At 42.6% G+C, this 15,886-nt stretch carries 17 protein-coding genes and 1 tRNA gene; 5 read left to right on the top strand and 13 right to left on the bottom strand.

Going from position 1 to position 15,886, the window contains the following annotated elements; translation table 11 throughout:
• The 7 genes from OW495_RS01730 to OW495_RS01700 form a co-directional block, all read right to left on the bottom strand.
• Positions 1 to 1,272 (bottom strand): CpaF family protein, encoded by a 1,272-nt coding sequence (locus OW495_RS01730; RefSeq protein ID WP_004733950.1) that lies wholly within the window; start codon positions 1,270 to 1,272, stop codon positions 1 to 3.
• Entirely contained in the window at positions 1,269 to 2,510 is a 1,242-nt protein-coding gene (locus OW495_RS01725; RefSeq protein ID WP_065112446.1) for a chromosome partitioning protein ParA, read from the bottom strand. The genes OW495_RS01730 and OW495_RS01725 overlap by 4 nt, the downstream gene beginning before the upstream one ends.
• On the bottom strand, positions 2,510 to 2,989 hold the full coding sequence (locus OW495_RS01720; protein ID WP_102514177.1) for a hypothetical protein: 480 nt from the start codon (positions 2,987 to 2,989) through the stop codon (positions 2,510 to 2,512). The genes OW495_RS01725 and OW495_RS01720 overlap by 1 nt, the downstream gene beginning before the upstream one ends.
• A complete protein-coding gene (locus tag OW495_RS01715; protein WP_102310985.1) occupies positions 2,986 to 4,356 on the bottom strand; it encodes a pilus assembly protein N-terminal domain-containing protein in 1,371 nt (456 codons plus the stop codon). Before OW495_RS01715 ends, OW495_RS01720 begins: the two co-directional genes overlap by 4 nt.
• Positions 4,356 to 5,180 carry a Flp pilus assembly protein CpaB gene (gene cpaB / locus OW495_RS01710; RefSeq protein WP_102338914.1) on the bottom strand — a complete coding sequence of 275 codons (825 nt, stop codon included), beginning with the start codon at positions 5,178 to 5,180 and terminating at the stop codon, positions 4,356 to 4,358. The genes OW495_RS01715 and cpaB overlap by 1 nt, the downstream gene beginning before the upstream one ends.
• Before the next feature lie 21 nt (positions 5,181 to 5,201).
• Entirely contained in the window at positions 5,202 to 5,642 is a 441-nt protein-coding gene (locus tag OW495_RS01705) for a prepilin peptidase (RefSeq protein ID WP_102514176.1), read from the bottom strand.
• Positions 5,643 to 5,800: 158 nt separating this feature from the next.
• Positions 5,801 to 6,007: a Flp family type IVb pilin gene (locus tag OW495_RS01700; RefSeq protein ID WP_017080668.1), complete on the bottom strand. Its 207-nt coding sequence runs from the start codon at positions 6,005 to 6,007 to the stop codon at positions 5,801 to 5,803.
• A 418-nt stretch (positions 6,008 to 6,425) separates the two neighbouring features.
• Between OW495_RS01700 and OW495_RS01695 the strand changes: the two genes are divergently transcribed.
• Complete coding sequence (locus tag OW495_RS01695; RefSeq protein WP_076671758.1) at positions 6,426 to 7,319, top strand: LysR family transcriptional regulator; 894 nt, start codon at positions 6,426 to 6,428, stop codon at positions 7,317 to 7,319.
• Positions 7,320 to 7,663: 344 nt separating this feature from the next.
• On the opposite strand, the gene OW495_RS01690 is transcribed toward OW495_RS01695, so the two are convergent.
• A complete protein-coding gene (locus OW495_RS01690; protein ID WP_102310981.1) occupies positions 7,664 to 7,987 on the bottom strand; it encodes a helix-turn-helix domain-containing protein in 324 nt (107 codons plus the stop codon).
• Between the two features lie 139 nt (positions 7,988 to 8,126).
• On the opposite strand from OW495_RS01690, the gene OW495_RS01685 reads away from it, so the two are divergent.
• Entirely contained in the window at positions 8,127 to 8,540 is a 414-nt protein-coding gene (locus tag OW495_RS01685; RefSeq protein WP_102512821.1) for a nuclear transport factor 2 family protein, read from the top strand.
• Between the two features lie 119 nt (positions 8,541 to 8,659).
• Here the strand turns inward: OW495_RS01685 and OW495_RS01680 are convergent.
• Together OW495_RS01680 and OW495_RS01675 are read right to left on the bottom strand one after the other, a co-directional pair.
• Positions 8,660 to 8,736: transfer RNA gene (locus OW495_RS01680), tRNA-Val, on the bottom strand.
• Between the two features lie 264 nt (positions 8,737 to 9,000).
• Entirely contained in the window at positions 9,001 to 9,669 is a 669-nt protein-coding gene (locus tag OW495_RS01675; RefSeq protein WP_102512822.1) for a DUF2726 domain-containing protein, read from the bottom strand.
• Between the two features lie 273 nt (positions 9,670 to 9,942).
• Here OW495_RS01675 and OW495_RS01670 point away from each other — a divergent pair, with 273 nt between their 5' ends.
• The gene (locus OW495_RS01670) at positions 9,943 to 10,128 is read left to right on the top strand and encodes a hypothetical protein (protein WP_017105525.1); all 186 of its coding nucleotides are present in this window, start codon (positions 9,943 to 9,945) and stop codon (positions 10,126 to 10,128) included.
• Positions 10,129 to 10,225: 97 nt separating this feature from the next.
• Here the strand turns inward: OW495_RS01670 and OW495_RS01665 are convergent, their stop codons facing one another.
• Positions 10,226 to 12,190 carry a GGDEF domain-containing protein gene (locus OW495_RS01665; protein ID WP_102512823.1) on the bottom strand — a complete coding sequence of 655 codons (1,965 nt, stop codon included), beginning with the start codon at positions 12,188 to 12,190 and terminating at the stop codon, positions 10,226 to 10,228.
• Positions 12,191 to 12,449: 259 nt separating this feature from the next.
• On the opposite strand from OW495_RS01665, the gene OW495_RS01660 reads away from it, so the two are divergent.
• Positions 12,450 to 13,556, top strand: a complete 1,107-nt coding sequence (locus tag OW495_RS01660; protein ID WP_102512824.1) for a M20/M25/M40 family metallo-hydrolase — start codon at positions 12,450 to 12,452, stop codon at positions 13,554 to 13,556.
• Positions 13,557 to 13,683: 127 nt separating this feature from the next.
• Here the strand turns inward: OW495_RS01660 and OW495_RS01655 are convergent, their stop codons facing one another.
• Both OW495_RS01655 and OW495_RS01650 read right to left on the bottom strand, forming a co-directional pair.
• A complete protein-coding gene (locus OW495_RS01655; protein ID WP_017109831.1) occupies positions 13,684 to 14,106 on the bottom strand; it encodes a DUF3859 domain-containing protein in 423 nt (140 codons plus the stop codon).
• A 94-nt stretch (positions 14,107 to 14,200) separates the two neighbouring features.
• The gene (locus tag OW495_RS01650; protein WP_102512825.1) at positions 14,201 to 14,569 is read right to left on the bottom strand and encodes an ATP-binding protein; all 369 of its coding nucleotides are present in this window, start codon (positions 14,567 to 14,569) and stop codon (positions 14,201 to 14,203) included.
• 273 nt (positions 14,570 to 14,842) lie between these two features.
• On the opposite strand from OW495_RS01650, the gene metA reads away from it, so the two are divergent.
• A complete protein-coding gene (metA, locus tag OW495_RS01645; protein WP_017105520.1) occupies positions 14,843 to 15,784 on the top strand; it encodes a homoserine O-succinyltransferase in 942 nt (313 codons plus the stop codon).
• The last annotated feature ends 102 nt before the right edge of the window (positions 15,785 to 15,886 follow it).

Genomic DNA, 15,886 nt, shown 5'->3' with positions numbered 1-15,886 from the left:
CTAGGCCCCCTTAAACGATGCTTTCAGCTCTTCGTAGAGCCCAAAGAATTGCGCTTTTTTCACAAGCTCAGATCGCTGCATAATGCCATCGGTGACAAACTCACCTTTAACGGTTTCTCCATAATGGGCGTCGTCATAACGAAAACGGTAAATCTCTTCCATCACCACGCTGTCGCCTTCTAGGCCGACGATTTCCGAGATGCTTGTGATCTTACGAGACCCATCGCGTAGCCTGTTAACCTGAACAATCATTTGAACGGCGCTCACGATCGTTCTTCTGATCGCATCAAGAGGCTGATTTAGGTTCGCCATCATCACCATCGATTCAACACGTGCAATCGCATCGCGCGGCGTGTTGGCGTGCAACGTAGACATCGAACCATCGTGTCCGGTGTTCATGGCTTGCAGCATTTCGAACGCTTCAGAGCCACGACACTCACCAAGAATAATGCGGTCTGGACGCATACGAAGCGCATTGATCACTAACTCACGCTGAGTCACCGCTCCAGTTTGTTCAACACTCGAGGTACGTGTTTCTAGTCGAACTAAGTTGGGTTGTTGCAGACGCAGTTCAGCCGCATCTTCAATCGTGACAATACGTTCATCTTCGGCAATGTATTGAGATAGCGCGTTAAGCAATGTCGTTTTGCCTGAGCCTGTACCGCCAGAAATCAACACATTGATGCGGCAGCGCGAAGCGATCATCAGCACTCTCGCCATATCTGGAGACATCGACCCGAAGCCAATCAAATCTTCAAAACCGATGTTCTGCTCTCTGAACTTACGAATAGAGATCGAGGTACCATCCAACGAAATGGGAGGAATCACGATGTTCACACGGCTGCCGTCTTCTAACCTGGCGTCGACCGTCGGCGAAAGTTCATCGACACGTCTTCCGACACGTGAGGCAATACGCTTAGCAATGGCTAACAACTGTTCTTCATTCACAAACGAGACTTCGGACTTTTTCACCTTGCCGTGTCGTTCGAAAAAGATGTTGTTGGGTCCGTTGACCATGATGTCAGAAATAGACTGGTCTTCGACCAAGGGCTGTAAAGGCCCCAAGCCAAACAGTTCATCAATCAAACTTTTCACCAAGCCTGACTTCATCATCGAGGTTATCGGTCTTTGGTAGCTATTCGCCAACAAATCAACCGCTGCTTGTATCTGTGATTCAAGATCTCGACGACTCATTTTCTGAACCGCTTCTGCATCTAGGGCTTCAAAGATCTGCCCACGAAACGCGAGGTATAAGTCTTTGTTAGAACTCATTTAACACGCACCTTTTTCAACCAAGAATTCATGCCTTTCTGATCCATCGGCTGACCATTGATCAGTTTCACTAGTTGTTCCATAGAACGACTAATGTGACGATCATGCTTATGCCCGCGTTTACCATCGATAATGATGTGCGCCAACGCTTTGCAGTAATCGACTTCGAGGTCAACATTGGCGCCTAAATACTTAATCAGATCGGGCTTTTGTAAGACGTAGGCATTTTCCGGACGATGGTAGTTCACCACCGTAATCACGCGCGTACGCGACGATAACGAAAGCTGTAAGTTGGAGACTTTTTCAAACAGTCGTTTTGCACTTCTTACTGAAGACACCGAGGCATCCAACACCAACACAACCACATCAAAATTTTCTACCAAGAGTTGAGGTTCAACTTTGAAATCCACGCCACCAGAAAAGTCTTCAATAATGAAATTGGTGTTGCGCGCTAACAGGTCACACAAGGTTTGGTTGTAATTAAGAACATCGGTTTGACTCATGTCGCCATCAATCGCCAACAGACGTAAGTTCTTGCGAGCATTGATTAGGTAACTCAACGCCCCTTCTTCATCCATTTCATGCAATGGTGCGGTGAACTCGTCAATGGTTCTCGGCTTAAAGTCTTTTAGGCCGAGCAAGACATCAATATTGGTATCCGCATATTGATGATCGACGAGAATCGTGTCCGAGCCTTGTGTTGATAATAGTGAGCTCAACTCGGTTGATAGAAACGATGCACCCACGCCGCCTTTTGAACCGACAATCGCCACTCGCTTCGCTTTGCGTTTTTGGCTAACACCAGAAAAAGTCTTGAGGTTCTTACTTACGTGGTTTAAGAAGTCAGCAAATTCCTGCTTATTCACTGGCCAGAACACGTAGTAAAAACCCATATCTTTAAGCGAACGAAGCGTAGAAATCGCATCCTCTTTACCAATCACAACCACCCCTTTATGCGTGGGTAGTTTGCTGGCAAAAGATTTAGCGTCTTCAACCACATTGGTCGATTCATTAAGCTCTAGAATCACAATGTGGCTACTTTGTTGTTCTGTCAGCTTGGTCAAGCCGGCTTTGGCTTTAACGCATGCAGGGTCATTCCACCCTTCAAATCGAAAGACTTCTTGAACAAGGTCTAAACACTCTTGAGATTGATAGAACAAAGTACATCCGGCAACACCTGTCGTTCCGGTCTGAACTGGCTTGGCCTTTGTTGTTAATGCTTTAGTCAGGTCAAACATTATTGCTCTCCTACCAATCGAGACTTGTAAGCCACTTGCTTCAAGCGCATCGATTCAGCAAAGCAGTCTGGCTGCCTCAACCGAACGTGAATCTGTGCTGGTGCGCATTCTTGAGTCTTCAAACGCGTTAAGGTCACCTGAATCTTTAAGTCGCTCGGTAACAACTGAGCGCTTCGATACGAGACTCTTTGTGGCGCGATGACATGCGACGGATATTGATCGAAGATCTCTTGCAACATCTGTTTGCTTCGGGTTGATTTGTAATCCACGACATAAGTGGCTTCTTTGTCCGTTGATTCAATACCTTGAATCAAGGCAGTAATCTGCTTAGTGGTTTCAGTACGGTTTTTCATCGCAAACTCAAAGCTGTGGTGCTCTTTGTACACCAAGGCTTCAGCACCATGACCAACAAAATATTGCTCAGAGGCGCAGCCTAAAAGTGACGTGCTGAATAACGCCATTAATAGTAATTTCTTCATTGGATAAACCCTCCTTGCGACAACAGACGAATCGTTGCATCGGAAGATGTCACCGACTTACCATCCCATTTAATGTTTAGCCAACGCGCCAACGTGGAAGTCTTCTTGATGTAAGGCAGTTGAATGTCTTTCGGTTTCATCGGTTCAACAAGATTCACGGTAGCAACGATGATCAATTCAGTTCGTTTTCTTTCTGTGGTTGCTTTGCGGAATGCGGCACCGAGTACTGGTATGTCGCCAACAAAAGGAATTTTTTGCATTTTTTCCAAATCAGCACTGCTCATCAAGCCACCAAGGACGAAGCTGTCGCCATCGGCTAACTCAACGGTTGTCATCGCACGTCGTGAAGCCAGTTGCGGAACTTTGATTCCGGCCGTTTCTATATAACCTTCAACTTCGCTTACTTCTGGCGCTAATTGCATGCGGATTCTGTCTTGGCTAAGCACTTTCGCGGTGAGATCGAGTTTGATGCCGAACTCTTTGAAGGAAATGTTCACATTGTTACTGGTAGTAACGATAACGGGCACTTCGCCGCCCACAAGGAAACTTGCAGACTCACCGGACAACACGGTTAAGTTAGGTTCAGCCAGAACTTCAGCAATCTGGTCGTTACCTAATGCCGTGATTAACGTACTCAGGTTTGCTGCATCGAATTGGTCGAAAACAAATTCGCCGACGCTTGAACCTACTGAACTCCAATCAACACCAACAGTTTGTCCAAACGATTCGGTTACTTGCGCTACCGATATTTTGACGTTCACTTGCTGAGTCGTCGCCACTTCAATGCGTTCGATGATCCCTTCCCACGTCATATTGCGGGCAAACACCATGCTTTCGGGCTCTTCATAATTTGAGTTGTCGGATTTAAACTCCAGCTTCACCGTTTTGTCCCATTTCTCTGTTTTCTCTCGTCCAAGCAGAGTGGCAACCAAACGATAGATATCGTCACGAGTCGCCTCGGAATCAACAAGACCACTCACGGCGACTTGCTCTCCCACAGACTGAATCTTGACTTTGGCATCAGGGAAATGAAATTTGAGTTGTCGTCTAATATCCGTTAAATCCAAATCAACAATAATGCGGTCTGAAAGCAGAACATCACCATCAATGCCATAGACGATCAGTCGTGATTGCCCAATAGCATTGGCGAACACAACTATCGTGTTGTCGTTGATTATTTTGTAGTCGACGATGTCAGGGTTATTAATAAACACTTGGCCAATCGGACTTTTTAGCTGGATGTGCTGACCATCGTTGAGCGTGATGGAGCGATCGGCGGCAAAAGCGTTTGTTATAGAAAGTAAACCAATCAGCGGCGCTAGAATGGAAGCAAACAGTACTTGTTTGATTCGATGGTGAATCATCATCACAAAGCCTCTCTCGGGTTGTTCTCGTTACCACGTAACTCAGCAATCCCTGTGTAGTTATCGATAATATTGCGCACCTCCGCGAACTCGGGTTGCGTGTAGGTTTGGCTTCGGTAAATTTCGATGTGCATTGTTCGTTGTGCTAGCGCAAGTTTTGGTAACTCGTCGGGGCTAACTTCGATGACCACCGTAGTCAGTCCATCCTCTTTACTCGGAGCACGAGCGGTAATAGAACTGTCGCCAGTTGCGTCATTGCCAATGTTCAGTACTTTGACGTTTTTAAGAAACATTGACGCCTTCACCCCTCTAAAGCGCTTCGGCTTATCGATATTTCCAGCTAAGTTATCGTTTGGAGAGCTCACAGTGAGGATATCAATGGACGTTCCAGGGCGGATATAGTCGTTGATTAGGTTTTTGTCACTGACTTTAAGTGGGTATAACGTCATACCTTCCGTGATCAAAAGGTCGATGTATCCGGGCTGGCCAGGCGTCACTTGATATTCAGGTAGCACAACCTCACCTGCACTAAGGCTACGATTGAGCAAAATGGAGGGTGAAAAGCTGATTTGTGCGTCTTCTCTGACACCAAGCGTTAATGCTTCACTAAGAGGGAGTTGTTGTTTTACGACACCTTGCGCATCTATCGCACGTCCTTTTTCATAAGGTTCCGTGGTCATCCAAACGGCAACATGCTCTTCATTTTTTTCTTCCACCACTTCAGCGGTCGTTGTCTGTTGAGGTTCACTCTTCAACAAATCGACAACGCCCAGCGCGCCAACTATTAAGGCAGCAATGGCAACAAGTAATACCAGTCGAGATCTCATAATGTTCTCATTCTTGGAGGTTTATATATGTGGCGTGTTTTGAGTTAAAATTACCAAGTAGAATCCAATGCTAATTGCTATCCCATATGGAATACCTTGTTGGTCGTTCGACGCTTTTCTTATTAGCTTTTTACTTATCAGCTTGTTATTTACGAGATAAATAACGGCTAAAAATCCGCCAGTAAAAGCCGTCATAACAAACGCCCAAAGTAAATCGTTGAGAGGTATGGTTAGTGATAGAACCGCGGCATATTTAATATCACCGGCTCCAATCCAAATCAGGGCGTAAACAAGCAACCCTCCCCCTAACACCAGTAAAAAACTCATAATCTGAATATCTAACGTTGACAGAAAACATTGCAAAAAGAGTAATATCAACAATGCGAAATTTTGTATCTTGCGATAGAGAAAATCGGTAACCGATACATAGACACACACGATTGCCAAAATCAGTAAATACACTTCAAAACTCAAAATTGGAAATATTGCCTAAATTTATATGGATTGGCGTTAGCATGTATTAATTGCTATTCCCAATTAACTGAGCCAGACCAATGAAAAACATAGGTCTGGCACAAATATCTTTCGATATATTCTACATTAGCCATTAAGGCTTGATGTTAGCTGCTCGCAGTATCGATAGCAGTAGCTACATCTTCAAAAGCACCTTCAAGTTTGCCAATGAAACCATCAGCGCCGACTGCAGTAGTTACTAATACAGCCATTGCTACTGCAATAAGACCATATTCAATCGCAGTTACGCCGCGCTCATCGTTTTTGAATTGTGATAGAAACATGCTTGTTTTAACGTATAGCTTAGTAATCATTATTATTTCTTCCTATAAGGCTGTTGAAAATTCGTCGCCATTATAATTAGCACCACCAATCTATGGAAAATACCCCCTATCGATTCAATCTATAGGTCGTGTGAAAAATGATCAAAACAAACACCTTAAAAATACCAATAGAAATACAAAAACCATATATCACAAACACTTACGTTGAAAATTAGTTAAAAGACAAAATGAATATTTAAATTTATAAACTTGAAAAAATAAGACACAGGTCAATATTTCACTTAATCTAGAGTTTATATAAGCTTTGGAACTAGCCTAATGGATAATTCATCGATCTTTATTACTCCTTATAAAACATGTTGAAATACAATTATCATCACGCTATTGTTCTTCGAATCAACAAACCATAAAAAATATAATTTCTTTGTGTCAAAAGGTTAGTCGAATCATGAAACTACATTTCGAAAATATTGTTTCGTTCATAGCAGTAGTTGAAGAAGGTTCATTTAGCTCTGCTGCACGTAAGCTTGGCAAGTCTCAGTCAACGGTTAGTACCGCTGTGCAAAACCTTGAGTCAGACTTGGGTTTCAATTTATTTAATAGAGAACACTCTAAAGTCTGGTTAACTGAGAAAGGAAAACGCCTATTCCAATTATCTTTACCTGTGGTATCGAAATATCGTGAGTTAATCACTATTGCAGAACAAATGAATCTATCCGATCAGATAGTTTACCGCGTGGGTATCGATCCATTAGTTTTCAACAAAAACGTAAAAAAGGCATTGTTGGCATTTTCAGAAGCTTTTCCTAATGTCGACCTACTTGTTGTGACTAAACCTAGTTTCGTTTTAGGTAATTATGTTAATGAAGGAAAGATAGACCTAGCGTTAGGTAACCCCTATCACAAGACAAATAACGATTTTAATATAGAAGAGCTTTTTCACGTTAACTGTTGGTGGGTGGCACACGAAGACTTGGTATCCTTGAAGTCTCACGCGCCATCTCAACGTGTTCTATTAATGGATGGCTGTGAAGAGCTGCTGAATTTGTCGAACATCGCCTCATATAATCTATGGCGACTGGATGATTTAGCCACCATTATCGAACTGTGCAAAGCTCAAAAAGGCATTGCTTTTTTACCGGGATTTCTCATCGAAGGAAACGTAGAAGACAGTAAACTTAAGGTGATTACAGACCACCCCGATTTTTTTGGCAAACGAGTTATTGCATCCCTTTTCTGGCAAATACATTCTGACTTTAGCTTATTTAACCAATGGATTAAGGACGAGCTAAAAACGAGCTCCAGCTATAAACAAACATTTGTTGCTGACTTAGCCCAATAATGTTCTATTAAAATCATGACAATCACACTCTAGCTTTGAGTGTGATATTTCAATACCGATATTTAACCGAATATAAACGCCAAACAAAGCATATAAAATACATATAATTCCCATTGCATTCATTAGATAATATATGCACTTTCATTTACTTCGACTATTTTATTACCTAGCTATTCATAAATCTGTAATAAAACCTAGATAGAAACCAGCTTTTAAGGTTATTCAGCACTTTAATAATACGTAGTGTGTCACCAAATATCGATTAATACCTCTTAAGCTAAGAGCGCTGAAAGCCCACAAGAGATAATAGTATTGAATAAGAACTTTTCTTTAGTTACATCAAACTAATCCCAGCTATCAGATTTTTTTACGATAATATCGACAATATCTGCAAGTTCTTTTCCTTTTTCTGTCAGACCATAATATACCGTCACCGGAACGGTTTCTTCTTGCCTACGCCAAATGAAACCTTCTTTGCTAAGCAACTTAAGTCTCTCACTAAGTACTTTACTAGACACCAGAGCCAACTGCTTTTGGATTTGACCAAAGCGTATTTCGTTAGTCTGACCTAATAACCAAACGATGTGAGCAGTCCACTTCGTAGAGATCAAGGTCAAATATTTATCAGCGTTACAGTAGCCTTCAGGTTGCTTACCCTGTTCACTCATATTTACCTCTCAGGTTATCCAAATCACCAATTGCATAGTTACTTAAAGGTAATTAGTTACTTTTAGGTAGCTAATTTCTTTTAGTAAGCACCCTATCTATTATGGCCTCAACCCAAAACACAAACAAGCAGGTGGTTCCATGAAGATATTTCTGTTCATAGCTTTAAACTTTATAACTTACTATTCTTACGCATCAACCGATTACAAAAAACCGCAGTCGCCAACAGAACTGCATCAGCTTTTCGCTGAATACTTTTCAAAACAAGACATCGACGGACTGGGCACTCTGTTCCAGGAAGACGCCATATTCGTCCTGGATGCTCAAGGGAACCTTGCTAGAGGGCCAAAGGCTATCAAGACGATATTGAAAGGTTACTTTCAAGGTGACGTAGAAATGCTCACCCATGATGTATCCATCCATATTAACGGCGATACGGCTCTTATAAGGTCTGAATGGGAGATAGTTGGAGGCTCTAAAGGAACCGCTCTGGAAGTGATGAGATATGTTGATGGAGGTTGGCTATACGTTATCGACAACCCAAATGGATTTTAACTGGCCATCACACTTTAGAGCATTGAAGAACAAAGTCTAAAAGCTTAGCCGGAATAAATTTCAGATACAAAAAAGCCCACACTAGGTGGGCTTTTTTGCTTGTTCATAAAGAACGAATTTGGTGCCCGCTACTGGACTCGAACCAGTGACACCTTGCATGTCATGCAAGTACTCTAACCAACTGAGCTAAGCGGGCAATGCTTTGAAACTTATCTAACCGCTTTATTAAGTGGCTAACGCTTCAGAACGAGATGGATAATAGCGAGTGAATGGGTAGTGCGCAAGGATAAATTTGCACAAAACTGATCGTTTGCTTTTAAAAGCAACAATCAGAATAAATTTTAAACACAAAGCAGATCAATGGCTTGAAGTAGATCACATTTCGCCTCTACTTCAATCTCTATATACATCTGCCTCTTTCGTCTCTTATCCCTCAGATTAAGCGTTTTGACTCAAGATATTAGTTAGAATCTTCATCCACATCGAACACAACATTATAGTTCTCGGTGTAAGTACAATTAGGTTGACGGCTACATGTGAAGAAGCGTCGGCCTTTAAAATCACCTTGGCTTGCTAGCTTGATGATCATCGGGCTACCGCACTTCTTACAGAATCGAACTTCTTTTGATGGTTCAATAAGGTCAATATGAGTTGCCAATAACCTTTTTAAACGACTCACTTGGTAGCTGTGTTTTACTGATGCACCAATCAAGGGTAACCCTGCCGATTTGCACACATGTATTAGCAGCTTCTCGCGATCTACCTTGCCCTTATTCAGCTCTTTGCCGTTGTCGAGCTCGATGATGACTCTGGGCTCTAACGTACGCGGGTCACACACCACAAAGTCGAAATAGCTTCGTGCGATTTTATTGTTCGCGATGAACCAGTTTTTCTTGGTATTCGTTTTTGCAGGTGTAAGTACGTTTGCCATGTTCACTTTTGCAAACACCACGCCGTGATTACCCACTGCGGAGATCAAGGCCGTATAGAAGGTGGCTTGCTGTACGTTGAGCAATGTCCCTTTCTTTTGGTAAGCGTGGTCTTTGGTGTCGTCGTGTTTAAACACATACTTTTGAATAAAGTAAAAGAACACAACAAGAACCACTACAACGATAAAAATATTAGTCATTTTTGAATGCAATCACGTAAATAGGGAGATTAGAAGAGTTTGTAGCCTAAGTAGAAAGCCTGCATGTGGCAAGAAAAAGAAAATCAATTGCTAACAAACATCACGCCCTTTCAAGCCTGCTAAGGAGAAACTGTCACTTGATGAGTTCGACATAGCTCACCAATTTGATCATTCTAAGAATATTTACACCCTAGATTGATGTAGATCAATTTGCGTACATTTGTGATCACTTAGATTAAAAAACGTTAGGCAAATGTTAATAAGGAAATTGATATGACACTAAAACAAGACCCTCGATGTTACACCGATGTTTGTGTTGATGGTAAGTGGTTCCACTACGACCATTGCGGGACGCAAGCCTACATGCTGAAAGGTGGATCTTCTGCAGTGATAGAACTAGCAAAAGAGCCTGCAACAGAAGGCGAATTAGTAGAAATGCTACAAGGCATCGCAAAGTAAGTTAATACGCTCATCTAACACTGATACCCAAATTACCGCCTAGAAGTCATTCTTATCTAACCACGATCAGAATGGCTTTTTATTTCCGGATTAGAGATTAACTTTCAGCGATAACCACTCGGTTTCTACCTGCCTCTTTGGCTTGATACAGAGCATCATCAGCGGCTTTAAGCGACTTCTTATAGGTACCATTGTTAACTTGCTCTTGAGCGATGTTAATAGTGGCACCGATTGAACAGGTAAGACTCAACGTTCCAGCATGAGTATCAATAGGATGCTGAGCGATGGCTAGCCTGATGGTTTCTAGTTGTTGTTCCGGATCTTGAGAGCCTGAAAGTAACAGAACGAACTCTTCCCCGCCCCAACGTGCAACAACATCATTTTGAAGTACTACCTGACCTAAACGCTTAGCCACTTCCACCAGCACTTGATCACCAACATCATGCCCGTAGGTATCATTCACTTTCTTAAAGAAATCGAGGTCTAGAATCGCAAAACTCATTCCAAATTGGGTGTGCCCGAATGGCATAGGTTGAGCTAGTAATTGTTCGAGGTAGCGCCTATTGAACAAGCCGGTAAGCTCACAAGTCGTTGATTGGGTTAACAAGGCACTGTTCTTTTTTTGGATTGAACGTAATCTAATCATCAATAGCAGTGCGCTAATACCCACCATAATGATCAATGCGACAACGATTCGATTCCTAAGCTGCTGCTTTTGCAGTAACAACTCATTCAGGTCTTTTTCCGTGTTGAGTAATTCGTTTTCTTTCGCGAGTGTCGCTGTTGCAAAGTCTTGTTCTAAAAGAAAGATATCACTCTGGCGCTTGTCAAAAAGCAGCGCTTTATTAGCTTTATAATATAGCTTGTAATAGTGTAATGCCTTATCAAGATTACCTTTTGATTCGTAATATTGAGCCAGCCTTTTTAATCCGAGTACCTTCCAATTTCGGCTACCCACAACTTCAAAAATGTCGAACGCGCGTTGAAAATCTGTCAGGGTATCATCATCTTTATTCAGTCCGACTTTCGCCAACGCTCGGTTGAGGTAACACTGCCCATGTTGAAGCGTGTATTTCTCGACCCCAGGATAATGAATGCATTGATTCGTCACATTGAGAGCTGATTGGAATTCCCCTTCCGCAAGCAATACATCACTGTATGTTCTGAGCAATAGAACCTTGTACCGTGTACTAACTCTCTCACTATTCAGCTGCTTTGCTTTGTTATAAGCAATACGACCTTTTACGAGGTCACCACTGCTTAAATAGGTGAAGGCTTCGTTAATGTAGAGGATACCAATGGCCTCATCTTCAAGTAATCCGCTTTGATAATAGAGTTTTTTGGCTTTCTCAATAATCTTGAGTGCTTTCGGCCAATCTTCCAAATAGATATAAAGCAATGCCATGTTAGACATGAGCTTGCTGTTATAAATATGTTTTGGGTACTTTTTCCCCAGTTGTATCCCTTGATGGAAAAAGTATTGAGCATCTTGGAGGTCGTTACGAACGTTATTAATTGCTCCCGCCGTATTATAGGCTTTGACCAACAGTTCTTCGTATCTTATGGATTCTGCAATATCGATTGCGGAACGAATTTGAATTTCAGAGGCAGCGAGTTCACCTTCTTTCAAATTCTCGATGGATAATTCAACAAGCGACTGGGCTCTCAACCACAACAAATCTTTGTGGTCAGCCAATTCTTCAAGCTGTTGAACATATCTCATGACGGCTTCGGTATCTTTCTGATGCTGGGCGACATTTGACAGAATCATCAGACGGTAAGCTTGGTAAATAGCTGAAGATTTTTTAGGTGAAGTGTCTGTCAGCTCAGCAAGCTTTTGCTGTGCGAGAAGTGGATCACCGCGAGATAGCTCAAGCAGTTTGATTAACTGGAGCCCATATGCGGACTTAGAAAGTTCGTTTTCTGGGGTGTAAGCAGCAGTGTTCGTTGATTGCGTATGACTCAGGTCGTCGTCCTGCAATGGGTACAACAAATAAAGCCCGAGTACGGCACTCATTGTTACAACGAGTAGAAAGGACCCTAAAACGTTGTTTTTACTCATGTATCAAGGCCGTTCCAAATTGAATTCTCATATCACTGCTGTTTATCTATATTAGAAACGCATTATACCCGAGCCCTACACAGATTAAAATGTTGCCAGCTCGACGATATAAATAAGATTTTTCTAATTAAATAGAATAATCAGGCAACTTTCTTGATTTAACTCAGGCATTCATCTGGCACATTGGCGTTATAGTGATTTTCCTGTTCCTATAGCCGTGACTTCTGACGAACGAGCGGAAACATAATGAGAATTAACAATGACCCAAATTAATGAACAACGTCTTGTCGACCATTTCTGCGATCTTGTGAAAATCGATAGTGAATCACGCAACGAAAAAGCCATCGCGGAAGCACTGGCTGAGCAGCTAGGCGAACTAGGCTTTGACGTACATAAACTGGCCGTTCCTGAAGAAGTGTCGAACGGTTTCAACATCTACGCTCGTTTAGATGGCACACTTCCAGGTAGCACAGTATTTAGCTGCCATATGGACACAGTAACGCCAGGTATCGGCATTGAGCCAATCATCGAAGACGGCATCATCCGTTCAAAAGGCAACACGATCCTAGGCGGCGACGATAAATCTGGCATCGCAGCTATTATGGAAGCGGTTCGCGTAATCCAAGCTGAAGGCCAAGCGCACAAAACCATTGAAATCGCGTTCACCGTATTCGAAGAAGGCGGTCTATTTGGTTCTTTGAACTTTGATATGTCTTACATTCAATCTGAGCACGCTATTGTTCTAGATACAGGCGGCCCGATTGGTACTATCGTAAATGCAGCACCTGGCCAACAGAAAATCGTTGCGAAGATCAAAGGTCGCCCTGCACACGCTGGTTTAGCACCAGAAGAAGGCATCAGCGCGATTCAAGTAGCAGCAGACGCTATCACTAAAATGAACCTGCTTCGTATTGATGAAGAAACGACAGCAAACGTGGGTATTGTTGAAGGTGGTCAAGCGACTAACATCGTAATGCCAGAGCTTAAAGTTGTGGCTGAAGCACGTTCTCTAAACGGCGAAAAGCTTACTGCTCAAGTTGAACACATGATTTCGACATTCCAAGAAAGCGCGAAGCAGTTCGGTGCTGAAGTGGAAATCGAATCAACTCGTGCTTACGATGCATTCGTGATTGCAGACGATCATCCGCATATTCTTTCTATCAAATCAGCATTCGAAAAGCTTGGGGTAACGGCGAACACCAAACGCACTGGCGGCGGTAGCGATGCAAACAACTTCAACGCGAAAGGTCTAACAACGGTTAACCTATCTACGGGTATGGCGAAAGTTCACACCACTGAAGAGTACATTGCAGTGAAAGACATAGTCGCAATCACTGAGTTTGTTGTCGCTTACGTGACTCAATAGTCTTGCTTCTAAGCTAGGTCGGAATACCGTTTAGCTCATATCAAAAAGCCGAGTCCCAACATAACGTGTGACTCGGCTTTTTATTGTCTGCGTTTAGCCTAACGCTAACGTCTACCAGAAATTTCGTCTAAAAACCTCGACGCTTCCAGAACTGGTTTTCATCTTTACCCACTAAATCGAACGTCTTGTCGGCTATGATGTTTCCTTTTAGCTCGACCGTCATGCGCCATTTACCGAGTTTATTTGAGACAGGAGCCCAGATAGTGTCGCCTAAGTAAAAATCCCAATCGTTGTTGCCGACGTACTCTTCCCCATCAAACGGTTCTAAGACCTCACCTTTGTCTGTGGTGATATCTGGGTGATAGATGCAGTAACGGATCTTTTCACCTTTGGCTTTTTTGATATTCAGAATGTAGCCAAACTCAACATCAATTTCAGCGTCAACAATCGTGGTGAACTCTTGGATTTTTGGCAGGTCTTTAGATTTTGAATCCCATGTGGAGTAAATACCATAAGAGGTCATGTCGACCACAACAGAGCGCTTTGCCATTTCAATCTTTACCTTGGAGTTATTCTTTGAGTTTAAATATTGATCGTTGTGTTTGATTCGTTAGCCAGATACTAAGTTGCAAAAAAGCACAGGGTTATTCTTGCCAATCTTTCGCCATACGCTTAATCACCGATGGTTCGATATCGTGAATGCTGCCATATTGCTCTCGGCAGACTTCGATAACCAAATCTGCTTTGTATTTGAGTGCAAGTTGACGATAAGCCTTCATTTCCCATTGCTTAATGAAGGTATTCGATACCACCACATCAAGCCCCTGCTTTAAGCCGTTTTCAGCCGTGTTTTGACACCACTCATGAGCTTGTTGCAGCTGCCTAGGGTCAAAATGATACTCACCTTGCTCATTCACGTAATACATATCCGCTTCGACATGTAATGCATCGTAGGTCTTTGCCTTTGTTGATTTACCCGAGCCAGGCAACCCTCGAATGAGTATTAACTTCATCTGTCACTTTTCAGGCTAATTCGAAAGCTCAAGTTTATCTCAAATACTAGCGAAGTGCTCTAATAACTCTACCAATCTTACAGACTTGAACCAATCAATTCCCCTTACACGAATGTATGAACAAAACACAGCATTCCCCTAGCAAGCTAAGTATTGCTTCTGATAGAAAACACAAATAATTTACAACTATCCACTTTGGATATCGACAAGCGTATCAAACTACTATAGATTTAGAAGTATAGACGTCTACATATCTAGCTTAGGGAGAAAGCTGTGCCTATTCGCATTCCAGACCAATTGCCAGCATCTGATGTTCTTCGTGAAGAAAACATCTTTGTTATGCCGCTATCAAGAGCATCGACACAGGAAATTCGTCCACTTCGAGTCTTGATCCTCAACCTAATGCCGAAGAAGATTGAAACTGAAACTCAATTCTTACGCCTACTATCAAACAGTCCATTGCAAGTGGATGTTGAGCTGCTGCGCATTGATGACCGCCCAAGCAAAAACACACCGACAGAACACCTTGATAACTTCTACCGCCAATTTGAAATGGTCAAAGGAAGAAACTTTGATGGACTGATCATCACGGGTGCACCGCTTGGCTTGGTTCAATTTGAAGATGTTATCTACTGGGATCACCTAAAAACCATCATGGAGTGGGCCAATAAACACGTCACCTCGACTCTGTATGTGTGCTGGGCAGCTCAAGCGGGCTTAAAGCTGTTGTATGATTTGCCAAAACGCACGCGCAAAGAGAAGCTTTCTGGTGTTTACAGTCACGAGATACATAACCCATACCACCCGCTTCTACGTGGCTTTGATGATACGTTTTTAGCGCCCCACTCGCGTTACGCCGATTTCTCACAAGAATACCTAAACGACCATACTGAACTGGATATTCTTGCGACATCTGACGTTGCTGGTGTTTACTTAGCCGCAACCAAAGATAAGCGAAACGTGTTTGTAACTGGTCACCCAGAATATGATGCGCATACATTACACGGTGAATACGTTCGTGATTTAGGGGAAGGCATGGAGCCGGTGATTCCAATCAATTACTACCCAAACAACAATCCAGACAATAAGCCGGTTGCAAGCTGGCGAAGCCATGGGCACTTGCTGTTCTCCAACTGGCTAAACTACTGCGTTTACCAGCAAACGCCTTACGATCTGGATCACTTCAGCGAAGACAACTTCACTAAAGACGATTAGACGTTAGTTCGTAGTAAATAATAATTCTTTGTAATCAATTTTGATAAAGCCGCACTCGATAGGTTGTTGATAAAACAGCTAATTGAGCGCGGCTTTTTTATG

Origin of the sequence: Vibrio sp. 14N.309.X.WAT.E.F5, from assembly GCF_030397615.1 — a bacterium.
Lineage (GTDB): Bacteria > Pseudomonadota > Gammaproteobacteria > Enterobacterales > Vibrionaceae > Vibrio > Vibrio lentus.
Note: the sequence above shows the minus strand (reverse complement) of the source record. Positions and strands in the feature narration are given on the sequence as shown.